Raw genomic sequence first — 17,243 nt, 5'->3', positions numbered from 1 at the left:
ATGTGTGTGCCGCACAGACCCAATGTGGGAGCGGGCTTGCTCGCGAAGGCGATTCAGGCAGCGCTGGAGATATCTTTGGGAAGACGCTGATCAATGACCCGATACAGCGCACTGCTCTCAGGCCAGTTACGCATGAACCTCGCCCGATCCCGCGCATAAGCCGGGGCGAAGCTGCTGAGCGAGGCGTGCTGACACATCGAATCCAGATCAATCAGCGCCCAGCGATCGTGCTGCCAGAACAGGTTATGCCCCTTGAAATCCCCGTGACTGATCCGCTCGCCAATCAGCTCGGCAAACAAATGATCCAGCGCCAGCAATTCGGCTTCCGGCGCCTCACCGCTTTCAACGTAAGGTGCAAACCGCTCGATGATGTCCGGCCCCGGCAAGTACTCGGTCACCAGATAAGCCCGACTGCGCAACCAGAGAAAACGCTTCTCCAGCAACGCCAACGGTTTGGGCGTGGCAATGCCGAGAAACGCCAGGCGATTGCCTTCACGCCAGGAGTGCCAGGCACGGCTCGGGCGCCAGAAGCGTTTGAGCCAGTGGGCAAAACCTTTGATGTTGTAGCGCTTGATCACCAGCGTACGACCCGCCACCTCGACCTTGCCGACGCTCGCCGCGCCGCCGGTCTTGTACAGATGACCCTGATCGAGCAACGCATCGGCCTGCGCCAGCACCGGCAGCATAGCGGCCTCTTCCTCGCGGCGAATCGCCCGCAAGCCGAACGCTCCGCGCTGGACACTGAACAGCGTGCATTCGCGGCCGACCTTGATCAGGAAGTCCTTCAGACGCCAGGTGCGAACCTTGCTGATCTGCTTCTGCAACGCTTCCATCGGCAAGGCATGCTCGCCGTTGCTCAGCAGGTAATACACCAGCAATTCTTCGGTGAAGGGCTCCAGCGACTTGGGCAACTGGGCAAAAAACACCCCTAGATTTTCCAGGACTTTCTGCCGCGAGAGCGGTTGGCCAGGGGTTTCGGAGCAGACGCCGCCGCCATCGATCAAATACAACCGGCCGCGCTGGCGCAAGAGGTTGTCCAGGTGCAGGTCTTCCTGCCAGAGCCCCTTGCGATGCATTTGGCCGATAGCGCCCAACGCCTCGGCCAGCACAGCCCCTTGCATATCCGCCAGCACCGGCAAATGCTCGACCTGTTTCCAGGTTTCACCGAGGCTTTCGGCGCCCTCGATGAACTCGAACAGCAACCAGCCGCCCTCGCCGTCCTTCAGGCCGTCGGCCAACAGTTGCGGCGTGGTCAGGCCCTGGGCGGCGAGCAAATGCACACCGTTGCGTTCCCGCTGAAAATGCCGCGCCGCTTTGCTGCCGACCAGCAACTTGGCCAGCACCGGCCGGCCACGCCAGACGCCGGCACCGACGTAACGCTGACCCGGCAACACCCGCAACAGACTCAGCAACTGCAACTCGGCAGGGCCGGCGGCATCGGCCAGTGGAATGTTCAGCGGCAGTCTCGGGCTGCGGCCAGCGTTTTTCAGCTCGGACAAACGCATCAGCGCGTCTCCTTATGAGTGCGCCGCGCGGTCAGTCGCGCAAGCCAGCTGTCGATCAGCGAACTGTCTTGTGATTGATCCAGATAGGCGGCCAGCAGCTCGCGCAACTGCGCTTCGCTCCACTCAGGCGCTCGACGCAGCAACGGCTCCAGGTCTTTGGCCCGATCACGCAGACCAAACAGCAACGGCCGGGTCTTTTCCAGGTCGATCAGTTGGGCCAGGTAACCGTCGCCGGTGGCCTGGAGAAAAATGTGCTTGGGGTAGAAGCAACCGTGAACCTGACGCGCGTCGTGCAGGCGCCGAGCCAGTTGCCCACAGGCCTTCAGAATGGCCGAATGCTGCGCCGAACTCAGATCAGACCAGCGCTGCAACAGCGAATCCAGGTCATCCCAACCGTCCAGGGCACGGGTCAGCAGAATCGCCCGGACTTCGCCGTCGACTTTGCGCTCACCGAAAAACGCCGCTTTCAACGCCGGAATACCGAACTTTTCATAGCGACTGATATTGCGAAACTCACGGGCAAAGCTCGGCTCACCAAAGGGCGCATGCAAGGTGCGCATCTGGTAGTTGCTCTGACGCTTGAGGTAGTAGCCATGACCTTCCAGATCCAGCCGAAACACACTGCTCCAGCCACCGCGAGCTGTGTTGGGCTCGTCCACAGCGTCGAGCTGCTTGGCCCAGAGTGCGTCAAAGGTGCCGAGGCCGTGACGCTCAAGCAGCGCACGGTCTTCAGCCGCCAGGAAATCAGTCATTCGCGTCCCTCGAAAAATCTCACCACGTGCCGGATGCGTTTTTTGTCGGCGGCATTCAGCCGATCACACTGGCGGTATTGCAGGTAAAAGCGCAGGCGCTGGGTAGCCGACAAGTGATACTTAGCAACCTTGTCCAGACACGCCAGGTCCTTGGTGATCCGGTACTTGAGCCAAAAGCCGCGCCAGAAATCGCCATTGGGGCAGTCGATCAAAAACAGCCGGGGCTCATCGTCGATCAGCAAGTTGCGCCACTTCAAATCGTTATGGGTAAAACGATGGTCGTGCATGGTCCGGGTATAACCCGCCAGCTGCCGGCTGACGTTGTCGACCCAGGCGCGGTCCGTCAGTTTCGGATCATGCCGCTCGGCCAGGGCCGACATATCTTCGGTATGCGGCAGCTCACGGGTGATCATTGCCCCGCGATCGTACGCCGCACCGCGACGTTCCAGGCCCCAGGCCACCACTTCGGCGGTAGGAATGCCCCACTTGGCGAAGCGCTTGAGATTCTGCCATTCGGCTTTCACCCGAGGCTTGCCCAGATAACGGCGCAGACCTTTGCCGGCACCCACGTAGCGTTTGACGTAATAGTTGACGCCATTGCGCTCGACGCGAATGACCTCGGACAACAGGTCGCGCGTCAGGCGTTCGCCCTGAAGCGCAAACACAGCCTCAAGACTGCCGAAATCTTCTGCCAGATCGCTGTACGCAGATTCCAGTTTCCAACCCGCCATCAGAGCGCATCCCCGTATCGCTGTTTACGGTCGTAGAGTTTGTTGGCCTTGCCTTCGAGCCAGGCGAGCAAACCGGCTTCCTCGCCCAGAATCTGGCGCAGGGGCTGCTGGAAATAACCCTTGAGGAAGCGCAATTTGTCGCGACGGGTCAGGCCGATGTCCAGGGCCGAAAAATACAGCGCCGCCAGGTCCTTGTTACGCCAGCGTTGGGTAATCGTCGGACGGGTCTGGGCACGGTGCAGGTCGATCACCGAGAGCCTGAAATCGTCGGCCGTCACCGGTTTGTCGGTGTGCAGCAGAAAGTGGCAGATGTAGCAGTCGCGATGGTTGACCCCGGCGCGGTGCATCATGCCGGTCATGCGCGCGACTTCGGCGATCAGCGCGCGCTTGAGTTTTGGCTCGGGCGGGTGCTTGACCCAGTCGATGCTGAAGTCTTCGAGGCTGACAGTGGGCGCCAGCTCTTCGGTGACGATGAACGAATGCTGGTCCGCCGGGTTGCTGCCCTTCTCGCCGTAAGCCACGGCGGTCATGGTCGGCACGCCGACTTCCTGCAGGCGCTGGATGGCCTTCCATTCCTGGCCGGCACCGAGCACCGGCAACTTGGCCGTGAGCAGGTTCTTGAAGATCTCGCCCCAGCCAATGCCGCGGTGGATTTTCACGAAAAAGCCACTGCCATTGACTTCGGTACGCAGGGTCCGGCGCGCTTCAAGTTCGCGGTATACCTCGCCCTGGAGGCCCTCGACTTCAGCGAACGGGTCGCGTCCGGCCCAGAGGCTCTTGAACGGTTCAGCCAGCATCAACTTCATTAAGCGTGCTCCGCCAGAATCACATCGGCCGCGTGCTGCGGCATGCTGTAGAGGTCGGCCGTCTCGGCGAAGGCCAGACCGTTGCGGCTCCAGGCCGCCCGTGCTTGAGCGTCGTTCAACATTCCGGTCAGGTACTGAGTCAGCTGCGCCTGATCGAAAGGCTCGTCCAGCACCAGACCGGCGTCGGCCTCGGCGATGTAATGGGCGTAACCACACACCGCACTCACCAGCACCGGCAACCCGGCCACCAGGGCTTCGAGCAACACAGTCCCGGTGTTTTCGTTGTACGCCGGGTGAATCAACAGATCGGCGCCGAGTAGAAAACGCGGGATGTCGCTGCGGCCCTTGAGGAATGTCACGTTATCGCCGAGCCCCAGTGTGGCGCTCTGCACCTGGAATAATTTGGGGTCGTCCTGGCCAATTACAAATAGCCGGGTGCGTTTCTTCAGATCGGCGGGCAATGCAGCCAGCGCCTTGAGGCTGCGATCCAGGCCCTTGGTCTTGAACCCGGAACCGATTTGCACCAGCAGCAGATCATCGTCTTTCAGGTTGAATTCGCGACGGAATTCGGCGCGGATCTCGGCGGCATTGGCCGGCGCACGACGGTCCTGAGAGATACCCGGCGGCAGCAAATGGAAGCGCTCAAGCGGCGTGTCGTAATGCTTGATGAACAGCGGCTGCTGGACTTCGGAAATCATCAGCACTTCGGTCTTGGCATCCTTGGCGAACACGGCGCGCTCGTACTCGGCGAAGTGCCGGTAGCGGCCCCAACGACGGTACAGCGAGTTGCGCAGGTTTTGCGCCTTGTCTTCAAAGCAGCCGTCGGCGGCGTAGTAGACGTCCAGACCCGGCATCTTGTTGAAGCCGATCAAACGGTCCACCGGACGCTTGGCCAGATCCGCTTCCATCCATTCGCTGAGCTTCTCGTTGCGTCGATGATTGAAGAACGCCTTGACCGGCGCCACCAACACTTCGAAGCCCGGTGGAATATCGCCTTCCCAGATCAGCGTGTAGACCCGAATCTGATGGCCGCGTTGCTGACATTCCAGGGCAATGCGCATGAAATCGCGCTGCAAGCCCCCGAATGGAAAGTACTTGTACAAGACGAATGCCAATTGCATCAGCGCAGCTCCTCAGCCAGTAACAACGTGCTCAGTCGGGTCGCGACACGCTCGGGATTCAGACGCGTGAAGCACAGGGGCCACTCGCGCTTAAGGTCAAACTGACGGGCATCTTGGGCCGTCGGTTGATACATACATTTCTTTTGCATACACGGCGCACAGGGGAAATCGCTGGCGATGTGAATCTGCGCTTTACCGTAGGCACCGGTCAGGCCCGGGTTGGTTGGGCCAAACAACGACAGCGTCGGCACGTCCAGTGCAGCGGCGAGGTGACCGAGACCGGTGTCCACCGCCACGCAGGCTTGCGCGCCGGCCAGCACTTTGCCGACACCCGCCAGGTTCAGCTTGGGCAGCACTTCGACATGCCTCATGTCTTTGGCGATGCGCTCGGCCCGGGCTTTCTCGATCGGATTACCCCATGGCAGCTTCACCGCGACACCGAGATAGCCGACGCGCTCGGCCAACTCGCGCCAGTAGGCTTCAGGCCAGTGTTTGGTGTCCCACGTGGTGCCGTGCAGGAACACCACGTAAGGATTCTTGCGCGGCAATTCCACCAGCCGTTCGACGTTCAGGCCGTAATCGCCCAAGCCTTTGGGCAGGTCGTAACCCAGGGCCACGGCAAATAGCTGACGCACTCGCTCCACCGCGTGTTGCCCACGGGCCACGGCCAGACGCCGGGAATAGAAGCGTGCGGCAATCGGTTCACGGGCCGAGTTTTTATCCAGTCCGGCCACCGGGGCTTTGGCGTATCGGGTCAGCAACGCACTTTTCAGCAGGCCCTGGGCATCGATCACCAAATCATATTTGTTAGCGCGAACGCTTTGCTTGAAGCGCTTCCACTCGCCACTCTTGATGGTCTGCCAGATGTTTTTGCGCCAGCGACGGATCGCCACCGGAATCACCTTGCCCACGGCCGGGTGCCAGCTCGGGATTTCGGCGAAGCCTTCTTCCACCACCCAATCGAACTGGATGCCGGGGATCGCCCGTGCCGCGTCGGTCAACGCCGGCAACGCATGAATCACGTCACCCAGCGAAGAAGTCTTGATCAGCAGTACCCGCAAACTATTTGACCTCGACCACAGTGCCTTGCAAACGCTGCAAGGCTTCGTTCACCGCTTGCGGCATGAGCTGGCGCAGGCAGTTGTAATGACCGAAGCGGCACGTGCGATCGAAGCAGGGGCTGCATTCGATGCCCAGGCGCACGATCTCGACGTGCTCGGCCAGTGGCGGCGTAAAACCCGGCGACGTCGAGCCGTAGACCGCCACCAACGGGCGATTCAGCGCCGCGGCGACGTGCATCAGACCGGAGTCGTTGGACACCACCGCGTCGGCGCAGGACATCAGGTCGATGGCTTCGGCCAGGGAGGTGCCGCCACTGAGGTTCACCGACTCTTCACGCAGACCGGGAATCAGCCGCGAACGGATGTCTTCGCCGACGGCGTGATCGTTTTTCGAACCGAACAGCCAGACTTGCCAGCCTTCGCGGATCTTCGCTTCAGCAACCTTGGCATAGTGCTCGGACGGCCAGCGCTTGGACTCGCCGAACTCGGCACCGGGGCACAGCACCAACACCGGGCGGTCGAGGGCCAGGCCAAACTTGGCCATTGCCGCTTCGCGAGTGACCGGGTCGATCTGCAGGCTCGGCCGTGGATAAGGTGTCGGCAGCTCGGCACCGGACTCGTAAGCCAGGGCCATGAAGCGTTCGATCATCAGTGGATAACGTTCTTTATCCAGCGTGCGCACGTCATTGAGCAGGCCGTAGCGGAACTCGCCACGCCAGCCGGTACGTTTCGGGATGCCGGCGAAGAACGGCACCAATGCCGACTTCAGGGAATTGGGCAGCAGAATCGCCTGGTCGTACTGGCCGGCCAAGGATTTGCCGATGCGCCGACGCGTTGCCAGCTCCAAAACACCGTGACCGAGCGGAAAGCTCAAGGCCTGGCGCACTTCGGGCATGCGCTCAAGAATCGGCCGGCTCCACTCGGGGGCCAGCACGTCGATTTCGCATTGCGGGTGGCGCTGCTTGAGACACTGAAACAGTGTCTGCGCCATCACCATGTCACCGACCCAACTGGGCCCAACGATCAGAATTTTCATGTGGTTTCCATAAACGAGCCGGGGAGGCATACGCCTCCCCGCCTCGAGAATTCTACAAAACACTGCAGATCTACTGTGGGAGCGAGCTTGCTCGCGATGGCGGCGTGACAGTCAGCATAAATGTTGTATGTGACGGCCTCATCGCGAGCAAGCTCGCTCCCACATTGGGTATTTGATGTCTCAACTATCCGGTTTCAGCTTAGCCCCAGCTCGCGCCAGATCCGCACTACCTGCCGCCGTTCGTCCACGAACTGGTCGCCCGGTATCACCCCGGCGTCCTTCTGCAAGGCCTGCCGGTGAGCGGCTGAACGGTAGGCTTTATAGGCCTCGCGCAACAGACTGGCGTCTTCGGCGGGCATCAGCCCTTCCTCCTCCAGCCCTTCCAGAATGCGGATATTGTCAGTCCAGCGCAGCAATGGCGGGTGCGATTCGGACCACGCCAGGGCCGCGTATTGCACCATAAATTCAATATCGACGATACCTCCGGCGTCTTGCTTGAGATCGAACGGCGCCGTGGCCTCGAAGGCATTTGCCCCGGTGCCCGCCGCGGTGCTCTTGCTGCCAAGGTTATCGCGCATTTTGGCGCGCATCTCGCTGACCTCCTGACGCAAGGTTGCAAGGTCCCGTGGCTTGCCCAATACCGCTGCGCGGACTTTCTCGAACGCCTGGCCGACGTCCGGACTGCCCACCAGCACCCGCGCGCGCACCAGCGCCTGATGCTCCCAGGTCCAGGCTTCATTTTCCTGATACCGGGCAAACGCACCGAGCGAACTCACCAGCAACCCCGACGCACCGGACGGCCGCAGACGCATGTCCACTTCATACAGCTGACCGGAGTTGGTCTGGGCCGTGAGCAAGTGAATGATCCGCTGGCCCAGCCGGGTGAAAAATTGCGCGCCGTCGATAGGTTTCGGCCCGTCGGTTTCCGCCTGCGGGTCGCCATCGTGGATGAACACAAGATCCAGGTCCGAACCATGCCCCAGTTCCAGACCGCCGACTTTCCCATAACCGACAATGATAAAGCCGGGATCGCACAAGGTGCCGTCGGTGCGCTGCGGCGTGCCGTATTTGGCCACGGTCTGGCGCCAGGCCAGGGCCAGCACTTGTTCGAGGATCGCTTCAGCGAGCCAGGTCAGGTAATCGCTGACCTTCATCAACGGCAGGCTGCCGGCGATTTCCGAAGCGGCGACGCGCAAGCGGTGCGCCAGTTTGAAATGCCGCAGGGCTTCCATTTGCTGTTCGAGGTCGTCTTCGGGAATCCGAGTCAAACGCTCGCGTAACTCGGCGGCCAGTTCCGGCGCCAGCGGCGGTTTGAACAGCCGACCTTCGTTGAGCAATTCGTCGAGCAGCAGCGGGAAACGGGTGATCTGTTCGGCAATCCACGGGCTCGCGGCGCACAAGGTCAACAAACGTCGCAGCGCGCCGGGATTCTCGGTCAGCAACACCAGATACGCGGAACGACGGGCCACGGCTTCCACCAGTGGCAAAACCCTTTCCAGCACCAGATCCGGATTGGCGTGCTCCACAGCCTGAGCCAACAGCCGTGGAATAAAGGCATCGAGGCGCTCGCGCCCCAAGCGCTGCATCGCGCGCAATTGCGGACTGCTGCGCAAGCCAGCCAAGGCTTTCAAAGCCTTGGAGGCATCGACGAAGCCGCCCTCTTCCAACTGACGGCAAGCGGCCTCTTCATCCTGAGCCTCTTCCCACAACGGCAGCCATTCGCCGCCGACCACCACTTCGCTTTCGGTACCTTCCTCTTCGTCGGGGTCGGCAATCACCTGACCGAAGTGCCACGCCACGCGACCGCGCCAATACATAAGCTGTTCGTGGAAAGCGCTCCAATCGGCGAAGCCCAACATAAAGGCAATGCGCGCCTGATCCTGCGCACCGTCCGGCAGCATCTGGGTCTGGCGGTCGGCAATCGCCTGGATCGCGTGTTCGGTGTAACGCAGGAATTCGTAGCCTTCGCGCAGTTCGCTGATCACCGCCGGCGGCAAGTAACCCTGACCTTCCAGCGTGCTCAGTACTTTTAATAGAGGACGTTGTTGCAGGCTCAGGTCGCGGCCGCCGTGGATCAGCTGGAACGCCTGGGCGATAAATTCGACTTCACGAATGCCACCGGAGCCGAGTTTGATGTTGTCGGCCATGCCCTTGCGCCGGACTTCCTGCTGAATCAGCTGCTTCATGGTGCGCAGCGCTTCGATCGCCGAGAAGTCGAGGTAACGCCGGTAAACGAACGGCCGCAGCATGTCTTGCAATTGCGCACCGGCCACTTGATCGCCGGCCACCACCCGCGACTTGATCATCGCGTAGCGTTCCCAGTCGCGGCCCTGATCCTGGTAATACTGCTCCAGCGCGTTGAAGCTCAGCACCAATGCGCCGGCCGAACCGTAAGGCCGCAGGCGCATGTCGACGCGGAATACAAAACCGTCGACGGTCATCGGGTCCAGGGCCTTGATCAGGCGCTGGCCGAGACGGATGAAGAACTCCTGGTTATCCAGCGAGCGTTTGACGCCGACGGTTTCGCCGCCTTCGGGATAGGCGAAGATCAGGTCGATGTCCGACGACAGGTTGAGCTCCACCGCGCCGAGCTTGCCCATGCCGAGAATGACCATCTGCTGCGGTTCGCCACTGCGCCGGCCAGTCGGCACGCCGAACTGCTGGCAGTGCCGCGAGTACAACCACTGATAGGCCTGATCGATGCTGGCATCGGCCATGTCCGAGAGGTCGCGGCAGGTCTGGATCAGATCGCACTGACGCGTCAGGTCACGCCAGATGATCCGCACTTGATGACGGGTACGCTGACGACGCAGGGCACGACCGAGCCCATCGTCGGTTTCCGCTGCATTCACTGCGACCGCAATCTGTGCGCACAGCTCGCCGGGCGCAAAACTTCGGTCCAGCTCACCGGACTGCACCAGCTCCAGCAACATCAACGGGTCACGGACACTTTGTTCAATCACGAAGTCGCTGGCAGCGGTGACGCGGGCGAATTGCGCCCAGCGTTCAGGCGTCCAGCCGGCCAGGCCATGGTCGTCGGGAAGCCCCGCGACGGCCGCACGGAACGACTGCTCGGCGCGGGTGACAAACGGCAGGAGGATGCCAGGCAGTTCGGCAAGCGAAGGGAGGCTCATGGTCTATCCTTGATCGGCGTGTAGAGGGCTGCATGTAGTGATTCGCGAGAATGCACTACCTGATCGACTGTCGAACAAAGGTTAGAAATAGCTGAAATTTCTTTATTTTTGGCAGACAGCATCAAGCTTTCACCTTTTCTGGTTGGCAAAAGACCAACCTTAACGATTATTCTCACAACGCAGCTGGAGGCCACAAGCCGCTCATCTGTAGTTTTACTACTCGTATATACATTCGAAAGGCTGAAATGCCCGATGATTTGTAGTAAAACTACACGCCGCCGGAACAACCTCTCGGCAATCCAAGAATTTATATCGTCTGCCCACAAGGCCAGTCGCAAACTCAGGCAACCGATTCTGGAAGCCTTTCCGCCCTGGAGCAAGCCATGCAAGACCTCGATCCCGTCGAAACCCAGGAATGGTTGGACGCCCTGGAATCGGTTCTCGACAAAGAAGGCGAAGACCGCGCTCACTATCTGATGACCCGTATGGGCGAACTCGCAACCCGTAGCGGTTCGCAATTGCCTTACGCCATCACCACGCCATACCGCAACACGATCCCCGTTACCCACGAAGCACGCATGCCTGGCGACCTGTTCATGGAACGCCGCATTCGCTCGTTGGTACGCTGGAACGCGATGGCCATGGTGATGCGTACGAACCTGAAAGATTCTGACCTGGGCGGTCACATCTCCAGCTTCGCCTCCAGCGCAACCCTGTACGACATTGGCTTCAACTATTTCTTCCAGGCCCCGACCGACGAACACGGCGGCGACCTGATCTACTTCCAGGGTCACACCTCGCCAGGCGTTTACGCCCGTGCGTTCATGGAAGGCCGCATCACCGAAGACCAGATGAACAACTTCCGCCAGGAAGTGGACGGTCAGGGCCTGTCGTCCTATCCGCACCCTTGGCTGATGCCTGATTTCTGGCAGTTCCCGACTGTATCCATGGGTCTGGGCCCGATCCAGGCGATCTACCAGGCACGCTTCATGAAGTACCTGGAAGCCCGTGGCTTCATCCCTGAAGGCAAGCAAAAAGTCTGGTGCTTCCTGGGCGACGGCGAGTGTGACGAGCCGGAATCCCTGGGCGCGATCTCGCTGGCTGGCCGCGAGAAGCTCGACAACCTGATCTTCGTTATTAACTGCAACCTGCAGCGCCTTGATGGCCCGGTTCGCGGCAACGGCAAGATCATCCAGGAACTCGAAGGCGTGTTCCGCGGTGCTCAGTGGAACGTGACCAAAGTCATCTGGGGCCGTTTCTGGGACCCACTGCTGGCCAAAGACGTCGACGGTATCCTGCAACGTCGCATGGACGAAGTCATCGACGGCGAGTACCAGAACTACAAAGCCAAAGACGGCGCGTTCGTTCGTGAACACTTCTTCAACTCGCCAGAACTCAAGGCGATGGTTGCTGATCTGTCCGACGACGAGATCTGGAAACTCAACCGTGGCGGCCACGACCCGTACAAGGTCTACGCGGCGTACCACGAAGCGGTCAACCACAAAGAACAACCGACCGTCATCCTGGCCAAGACCATCAAAGGTTATGGCACCGGTGCCGGCGAAGCGAAGAACACCGCGCACAACACCAAGAAGGTTGATGTTGAAAGCCTGAAGCTGTTCCGCGATCGTTTCGACATCCCGGTCAAGGACGAAGAGCTGGAAAACCTGCCGTTCTTCAAGCCAGAGCCAAACAGCGCTGAAGCCCGTTACCTGAGCGAGCGCCGCACTGCACTGGGCGGTTTCGTGCCACAGCGCCGTGCCAAAAGCTTCGACATCCCGACGCCATCGCTGGATACCCTCAAGGCAATCCTGGACGGCTCGGGCGACCGTGAAATCTCTACCACCATGGCCTTCGTGCGGATCCTCGCGCAGCTGGTCAAGGACAAGGAAATCGGTTCGCGCATCGTTCCGATCATCCCGGACGAAGCCCGTACCTTCGGTATGGAAGGCATGTTCCGTCAGTTGGGCATCTACTCGTCCGTCGGCCAGCTCTACGAGCCAGTCGATAAAGACCAGGTGATGTTCTACAAAGAAGACAAGAAGGGCCAGATCCTCGAAGAAGGCATCAACGAAGCGGGCGCCATGAGCTCCTTCATCGCTGCCGGTACTTCGTACTCCAGCCACAACCAGCCGATGCTGCCGTTCTACATCTTCTACTCGATGTTCGGTTTCCAGCGTATTGGCGACCTGGCCTGGGCCGCTGGCGACAGCCGCACCCGTGGCTTCCTGATCGGCGGCACCGCCGGCCGGACCACGCTGAACGGCGAAGGCCTGCAACACGAAGACGGTCACAGCCACATCCTGGCTGCCACCATCCCGAACTGCCGCACCTTTGATCCAACCTACGGCTACGAGCTGGCGGTGATCATTCAGGACGGCATGAAGAAGATGACCGAAGAGCAGCAGGACGTTTTCTACTACATCACCGTGATGAACGAGTCCTATCAGCAGCCAGCCATGCCGGCCGGTGTCGAGGAAGGCATCATCAAGGGCATGTACCTGCTCGAGGAAGACACCCGCGAAGCGGCGCACCACGTTCAGCTGATGGGCTCCGGCACCATCCTGCGTGAAGTTCGCGAAGCGGCGAAAATCCTGCGTGAACAGTTCAACGTCGGCGCTGACGTGTGGAGCGTTACCAGCTTCAACGAACTGCGTCGCGACGGCCTGGCCGTAGAGCGCAGCAACCGTCTGCACCCGGGTCAGAAGCCTAAACTGAGCTATGTCGAAGAGTGCCTGAACGGCCGTCAAGGTCCGGTCATCGCGTCTACCGACTACATGAAGCTGTTCGCTGAGCAAATTCGTCAGTGGGTCCCGTCCAAGGAATTCAAAGTCCTGGGCACCGACGGTTTCGGCCGCAGTGACAGCCGTAAGAAGCTGCGTCACTTCTTCGAAGTCGACCGTCATTTCGTGGTGTTGGCAGCCCTGGAAGCCTTGGCTGACCGTGGTGATATCGAACCTAAAGTGGTGGCTGAAGCTATCGCCAAGTTCGGGATCAACCCGGAAAAACGCAACCCACTGGACTGCTGAGGAGACACTCTGTGAGCGAACTCATTCGCGTACCTGACATCGGCAGCGGTGAAGGTGAAGTAATCGAACTATTTGTGAAAGTCGGCGACCGTGTGGAAGCTGACCAGAGCATCCTGACGCTTGAGTCGGACAAGGCGAGCATGGAAATCCCTGCTCCCAAGGCCGGCATCGTCAAAAGCCTGAAAGTGAAGCTGGGCGATCGCCTGAAAGAAGGCGACGAACTGCTGGAGCTGGAAGTCGAAGGTGCCGCTGTTGCGGCCCCTGCGGCTGCCGCTGCGCCGGCTGCCAAAGCTGAAGCGAAACCGGCTGCTGCTCCTGCCGCCGCCGCTCCAGCTCCAGCTGCTGCGCCTGCTGCTGCAACCACCCTGCAAGTGCACGTGCCGGACATCGGCTCGTCGGGCAAGGCCCAGATCATCGAGATCCAGGTCAAGGTCGGCGACACCGTCGAGGCTGATCAGTCGCTGATCACCCTGGAATCCGACAAGGCCAGCATGGAAATTCCTTCGCCCGCCGCTGGCGTGGTCGAAAGCATCAGCGTCAAGCTCAACGACGAAGTCGGCACTGGCGACCTGATTCTGGCCCTGAAAGTGGCAGGTGCCGCGGCACCGGCTGCGGCCGCGCCAGCTCAGGCAGCGGCACCTGCTGCCGCTGCTCCAGCGCCAGCCGCTGCGGCCCCGGCTGCACCGGTTGCCGACAGCGTTCAGGACATTCATGTCCCGGACATTGGCTCTTCGGGCAAGGCCAAGATCATCGAAGTCCTGGTCAAGGCTGGCGATACCGTTGAAGCCGATCAGTCGCTGATCACCCTGGAATCCGACAAGGCGAGCATGGAAATTCCATCGCCTGCCGCTGGCGTGGTGGAAAGCGTTTCCATCAAGCTGGATGATGAAGTCGGTACCGGCGACCTGATCCTGAAGCTGAAAGTCAAAGGTGCTGCGCCTGCTGCTGTCCCGGCTCCGGCCGCTGCTGCTCCTAGTGCTCCAGCTCCAGCCGCTGCTGCACCTGCCGCAGCCGCACCTGCTGCTGCCCCGGTTGCGGCTCCAGCCAAGCCGGGCGCCAAAGTTCACGCCGGCCCAGCCGTGCGTCAACTGGCTCGCGAGTTCGGCGTCGAGCTGAACGCCGTCGGCGCCAGCGGTCCACACGGTCGCATCCTGAAAGAAGACGTGCAGGTTTACGTCAAAGCCATGATGCAGAAGGCCAAGGAAGCACCGGCCGCTGCTGCTGGCGCAACCGGCGGCGCGGGCATCCCGCCGATTCCGGTCGTAGACTTCAGCCGCTTCGGTGAAACCGAAGAAGTGCCGATGACCCGCCTGATGCAAATCGGCGCGTCGAGCCTGCACCGCAGCTGGCTGAACATTCCGCACGTGACTCAGTTCGATTCGGCTGATATCACCGACCTGGAAGCGTTCCGTATTGCTCAGAAAGCCGTTGCAGAGAAGGCTGGCGTCAAGCTGACCATCCTGCCGCTGCTGCTCAAGTCCTGCGCGCACCTGCTCAAGGAACTGCCGGACTTCAACAGTTCGCTGGCACCAAGCGGCAAAGCGATCATCCGCAAGAAGTACGTGAACATCGGCTTCGCCGTCGACACCCCTGAAGGCCTGCTGGTACCGGTCATCAAGAACGTCGATCAGAAGAGCCTGCTGCAACTGGCAGCCGAAGCCGCTGTGCTGGCCGCCAAAGCCCGCGACAAAAAGCTCACCGCTGACGACATGCAAGGCGCCTGCTTCACCATTTCCAGCCTCGGCCACATTGGCGGCACCGGCTTCACGCCGATCGTCAACGCGCCGGAAGTGGCGATCCTCGGTGTTTCCAAGGCAACCATTCAGCCAGTCTGGGACGGCAAAGCCTTCCAGCCGAAACTGATGCTGCCACTGTCGCTGTCCTACGATCACCGTGTGATCAACGGCGCCGCTGCTGCACGCTTCACCAAGCGTCTGAGCGACCTGCTGGCGGACATCCGCACCATCCTGCTGTAACACCGATCGGCCCTCCTTCACCGGAGGGCCCGTCGCGTTCCACGTTTTCCGAGCGCCACGCTCGTACCTCAACCCCGCCAGTTTGGCGGGGCTTTTTTTGCCTGCAAGAAAGCCATCCCCGTTCAGCACTCCAAGTACCAACTGCCAAAGGCCGCGCTCGCTGTAGCAGCTGTCGAGCTTGCGAGGCTGCGTTCGGCTGCGTAGCAGTCGTCAAACCAGAACTTGCGGTGCATCAGGCAAACCGCGTCAGCCGGACTCACGACTGCTACGCAGCCGGACGCAGCCTCGCAAGCTCGACAGCTGCTACAGATCGCATTAGGGCTGAACTGACTGGCATTGGGCCCTCTTCCGAGTTTTATTCCTACATTCATGGCTTATGCCGCCTACAACTCGAGTCCACTTCCGCCCGATATTTTTCGCAAGCCAATAACTAATCTTAGTTTGGAGAATTTCCAATAGACACTTCGACAACTTAATCTGCTTAGTTAGCATTAACTCGAATGGATTCGAACATGTTCAAACCGACTGTCGGCCCTATTATTGGCCACACAACAACTAACCAGGCACGCATCTTCGTGCGTGGTGAACTTCAAAACAATGCACCCGTATTTGCAGGCATTCGTTATCGCCGGCCCGGTGAAGAGCGCTGGTCCCACGGTGTATTTGCAAAGTTGACGATAGTGCGTGATATGTCCGATGTGATTGCGCTCAACAACCTTGCCGCCGATACCGAGTACGAATACCAGGCAGGCTGGTTCAGCCCCATGAGCCCGGTGCACACCGTGGAAACGGTTCAGGAACTGCCGCTGCAATGGCCGCGGGGTATCTACCGGTTTCGCACACAGTCCAGCAAAACCACGATTCCACGGGCCTATATCGTCGGTTCATGTCGTTACCTGCGCATGACCGCTGGCGTCCCGTCTGCACCGCATCTGGGGGACAGGATTTTCGCCTCGATCACAAATCTGGCGCAGCAGGCCGAACCGCCCATCAGCGCCATGTTGATGACCGGCGATCAAATCTATGTCGATGACCTGAACATCATTGCTCCCGACCGGGAATACGAGGAAATACTCAGTAAGTACCGCGCAGCTTTTTCCCAACCCAATATTGCCAAGTTAATGTCGAGCGTGCCGACTTACATGATCCTCGATGATCATGAAATTGAAGACAACTGGCCCGCTAACGAAAGTAAGGCCGATGCCTACTTATACAAAAATGCCATCGCAGCGTATGAGTTATATCAAGCCAGTCACAGCCCGGCACATAAACTTCTTTCCAACGGGCAAATAGATAGAAAACTGGAAGAGTATTGGTATCAATTCGCCGAAGGCGATATCGAATGGTTTGTCACTGACAGTCGAACCCGACGCAACCTGTCGGCCAATGATCGACGCATCCTCGACGAAGAGCAGGAACAGGCCTTGTGCAAATGGCTGATTCACAGCCCGGCCAGGGTCAAATTCGTGGTCACCAGCGTGATGTTCTACCCCGACCGCAAAGCCCATGGTGATGACGCGTGGAAGGCCTTTCCCGAACAACGTCTGCGGCTGCTGGAGACAATTCGTACGCACCGCAGCAAGAACGTCATCTTCGTTTCCGGCGATGTCCATGGCTCCCTGACCAGTCGCCTGACTCACAGCGAGGATCCAGATTTCGAGGTACACACCATCGTCTCCTCACCCTTGTGCAACAGCAAACTGCTGCCGTACGCCAAGGCCTCCACCTTCATCCTCGATCAACCATTGGCGCGAACAGCCGCTGGCGACTATCAGCATGAACTGACCAGCCAGGTGGTCAGCCAGGACAACTTTGCCCATGTGGTCGTCGATGCTGAACAGGTTCGTGTCAGTTATCACGACCGGGACGGCAACTTTTTGCAGTCGACCAGCATCCCGCTCCGCTGAGCCCTTGAGGGCCAAATGCATTAGTTTCGGCCCGGCGCTGGAGAAATCCTCGCGCCGGCCGACATATTCTTATAGCACTTGGCCTTCATGTCTCTTGTCAGTCAGTGTCGCAATGATGCAACCTTGCCGCAGGTAACAGTAAAGAGGGCGAGAGCCCGGCGCGATCAGCCTATTCGAAGTGAGTT

At 60.0% G+C, this 17,243-nt stretch carries 11 protein-coding genes; 3 read left to right on the top strand and 8 right to left on the bottom strand.

The features are described 5' to 3' along the window. Positions 1 to 53: 53 nt before the first annotated feature. The 8 genes from AC3IUE_RS02405 to glnE all read right to left on the bottom strand — a co-directional run bounded on the left by AC3IUE_RS02405 (position 54) and on the right by glnE (position 10,146). A complete protein-coding gene (locus AC3IUE_RS02405; RefSeq protein ID WP_489265336.1) occupies positions 54 to 1,505 on the bottom strand; it encodes a lipopolysaccharide kinase InaA family protein in 1,452 nt (483 codons plus the stop codon). Further along, positions 1,505 to 2,257 (bottom strand): lipopolysaccharide kinase InaA family protein, encoded by a 753-nt coding sequence (locus AC3IUE_RS02400; protein ID WP_489265334.1) that lies wholly within the window; start codon positions 2,255 to 2,257, stop codon positions 1,505 to 1,507. The genes AC3IUE_RS02405 and AC3IUE_RS02400 overlap by 1 nt, the downstream gene beginning before the upstream one ends. Then, complete coding sequence (locus AC3IUE_RS02395; protein ID WP_056746455.1) at positions 2,254 to 2,988, bottom strand: lipopolysaccharide kinase InaA family protein; 735 nt, start codon at positions 2,986 to 2,988, stop codon at positions 2,254 to 2,256. The genes AC3IUE_RS02400 and AC3IUE_RS02395 overlap by 4 nt, the downstream gene beginning before the upstream one ends. After that, the gene (gene rfaP, locus AC3IUE_RS02390) at positions 2,988 to 3,794 is read right to left on the bottom strand and encodes a lipopolysaccharide core heptose(I) kinase RfaP (RefSeq protein ID WP_056746457.1); all 807 of its coding nucleotides are present in this window, start codon (positions 3,792 to 3,794) and stop codon (positions 2,988 to 2,990) included. The genes AC3IUE_RS02395 and rfaP overlap by 1 nt, the downstream gene beginning before the upstream one ends. Continuing rightward, on the bottom strand, positions 3,794 to 4,915 hold the full coding sequence (locus tag AC3IUE_RS02385) for a glycosyltransferase family 4 protein (protein WP_489265331.1): 1,122 nt from the start codon (positions 4,913 to 4,915) through the stop codon (positions 3,794 to 3,796). The genes rfaP and AC3IUE_RS02385 overlap by 1 nt, the downstream gene beginning before the upstream one ends. Further along, positions 4,915 to 5,976, bottom strand: a complete 1,062-nt coding sequence (gene rfaC / locus AC3IUE_RS02380; RefSeq protein WP_489265329.1) for a lipopolysaccharide heptosyltransferase RfaC — start codon at positions 5,974 to 5,976, stop codon at positions 4,915 to 4,917. Before rfaC ends, AC3IUE_RS02385 begins: the two co-directional genes overlap by 1 nt. Before the next feature lies 1 nt (position 5,977). Beyond that, positions 5,978 to 7,012: a lipopolysaccharide heptosyltransferase II gene (gene waaF / locus AC3IUE_RS02375; RefSeq protein WP_489265327.1), complete on the bottom strand. Its 1,035-nt coding sequence runs from the start codon at positions 7,010 to 7,012 to the stop codon at positions 5,978 to 5,980. A gap of 194 nt (positions 7,013 to 7,206) precedes the next feature. Continuing rightward, positions 7,207 to 10,146, bottom strand: coding sequence for a bifunctional [glutamate--ammonia ligase]-adenylyl-L-tyrosine phosphorylase/[glutamate--ammonia-ligase] adenylyltransferase (glnE, locus tag AC3IUE_RS02370; RefSeq protein ID WP_489265325.1), 2,940 nt, complete (start codon positions 10,144 to 10,146; stop codon positions 7,207 to 7,209). 383 nt (positions 10,147 to 10,529) lie between these two features. On the opposite strand from glnE, the gene aceE reads away from it, so the two are divergent. From aceE to AC3IUE_RS02355, 3 genes are all read left to right on the top strand, one after another. Next, entirely contained in the window at positions 10,530 to 13,175 is a 2,646-nt protein-coding gene (gene aceE, locus AC3IUE_RS02365) for a pyruvate dehydrogenase (acetyl-transferring), homodimeric type (protein WP_462000566.1), read from the top strand. An 11-nt stretch (positions 13,176 to 13,186) separates the two neighbouring features. After that, a complete protein-coding gene (gene aceF, locus AC3IUE_RS02360; protein ID WP_489265323.1) occupies positions 13,187 to 15,151 on the top strand; it encodes a dihydrolipoyllysine-residue acetyltransferase in 1,965 nt (654 codons plus the stop codon). A gap of 512 nt (positions 15,152 to 15,663) precedes the next feature. After that, positions 15,664 to 17,058 (top strand): alkaline phosphatase D family protein, encoded by a 1,395-nt coding sequence (locus tag AC3IUE_RS02355; RefSeq protein WP_489265321.1) that lies wholly within the window; start codon positions 15,664 to 15,666, stop codon positions 17,056 to 17,058. Positions 17,059 to 17,243: the final 185 nt, after the last annotated feature.

Source organism: Pseudomonas sp. GL_093 (genome assembly GCF_057837605.1).
The sequence above is the reverse complement of the archived record's forward strand: the minus strand, read 5'-3'. Positions and strand labels throughout refer to the sequence as shown.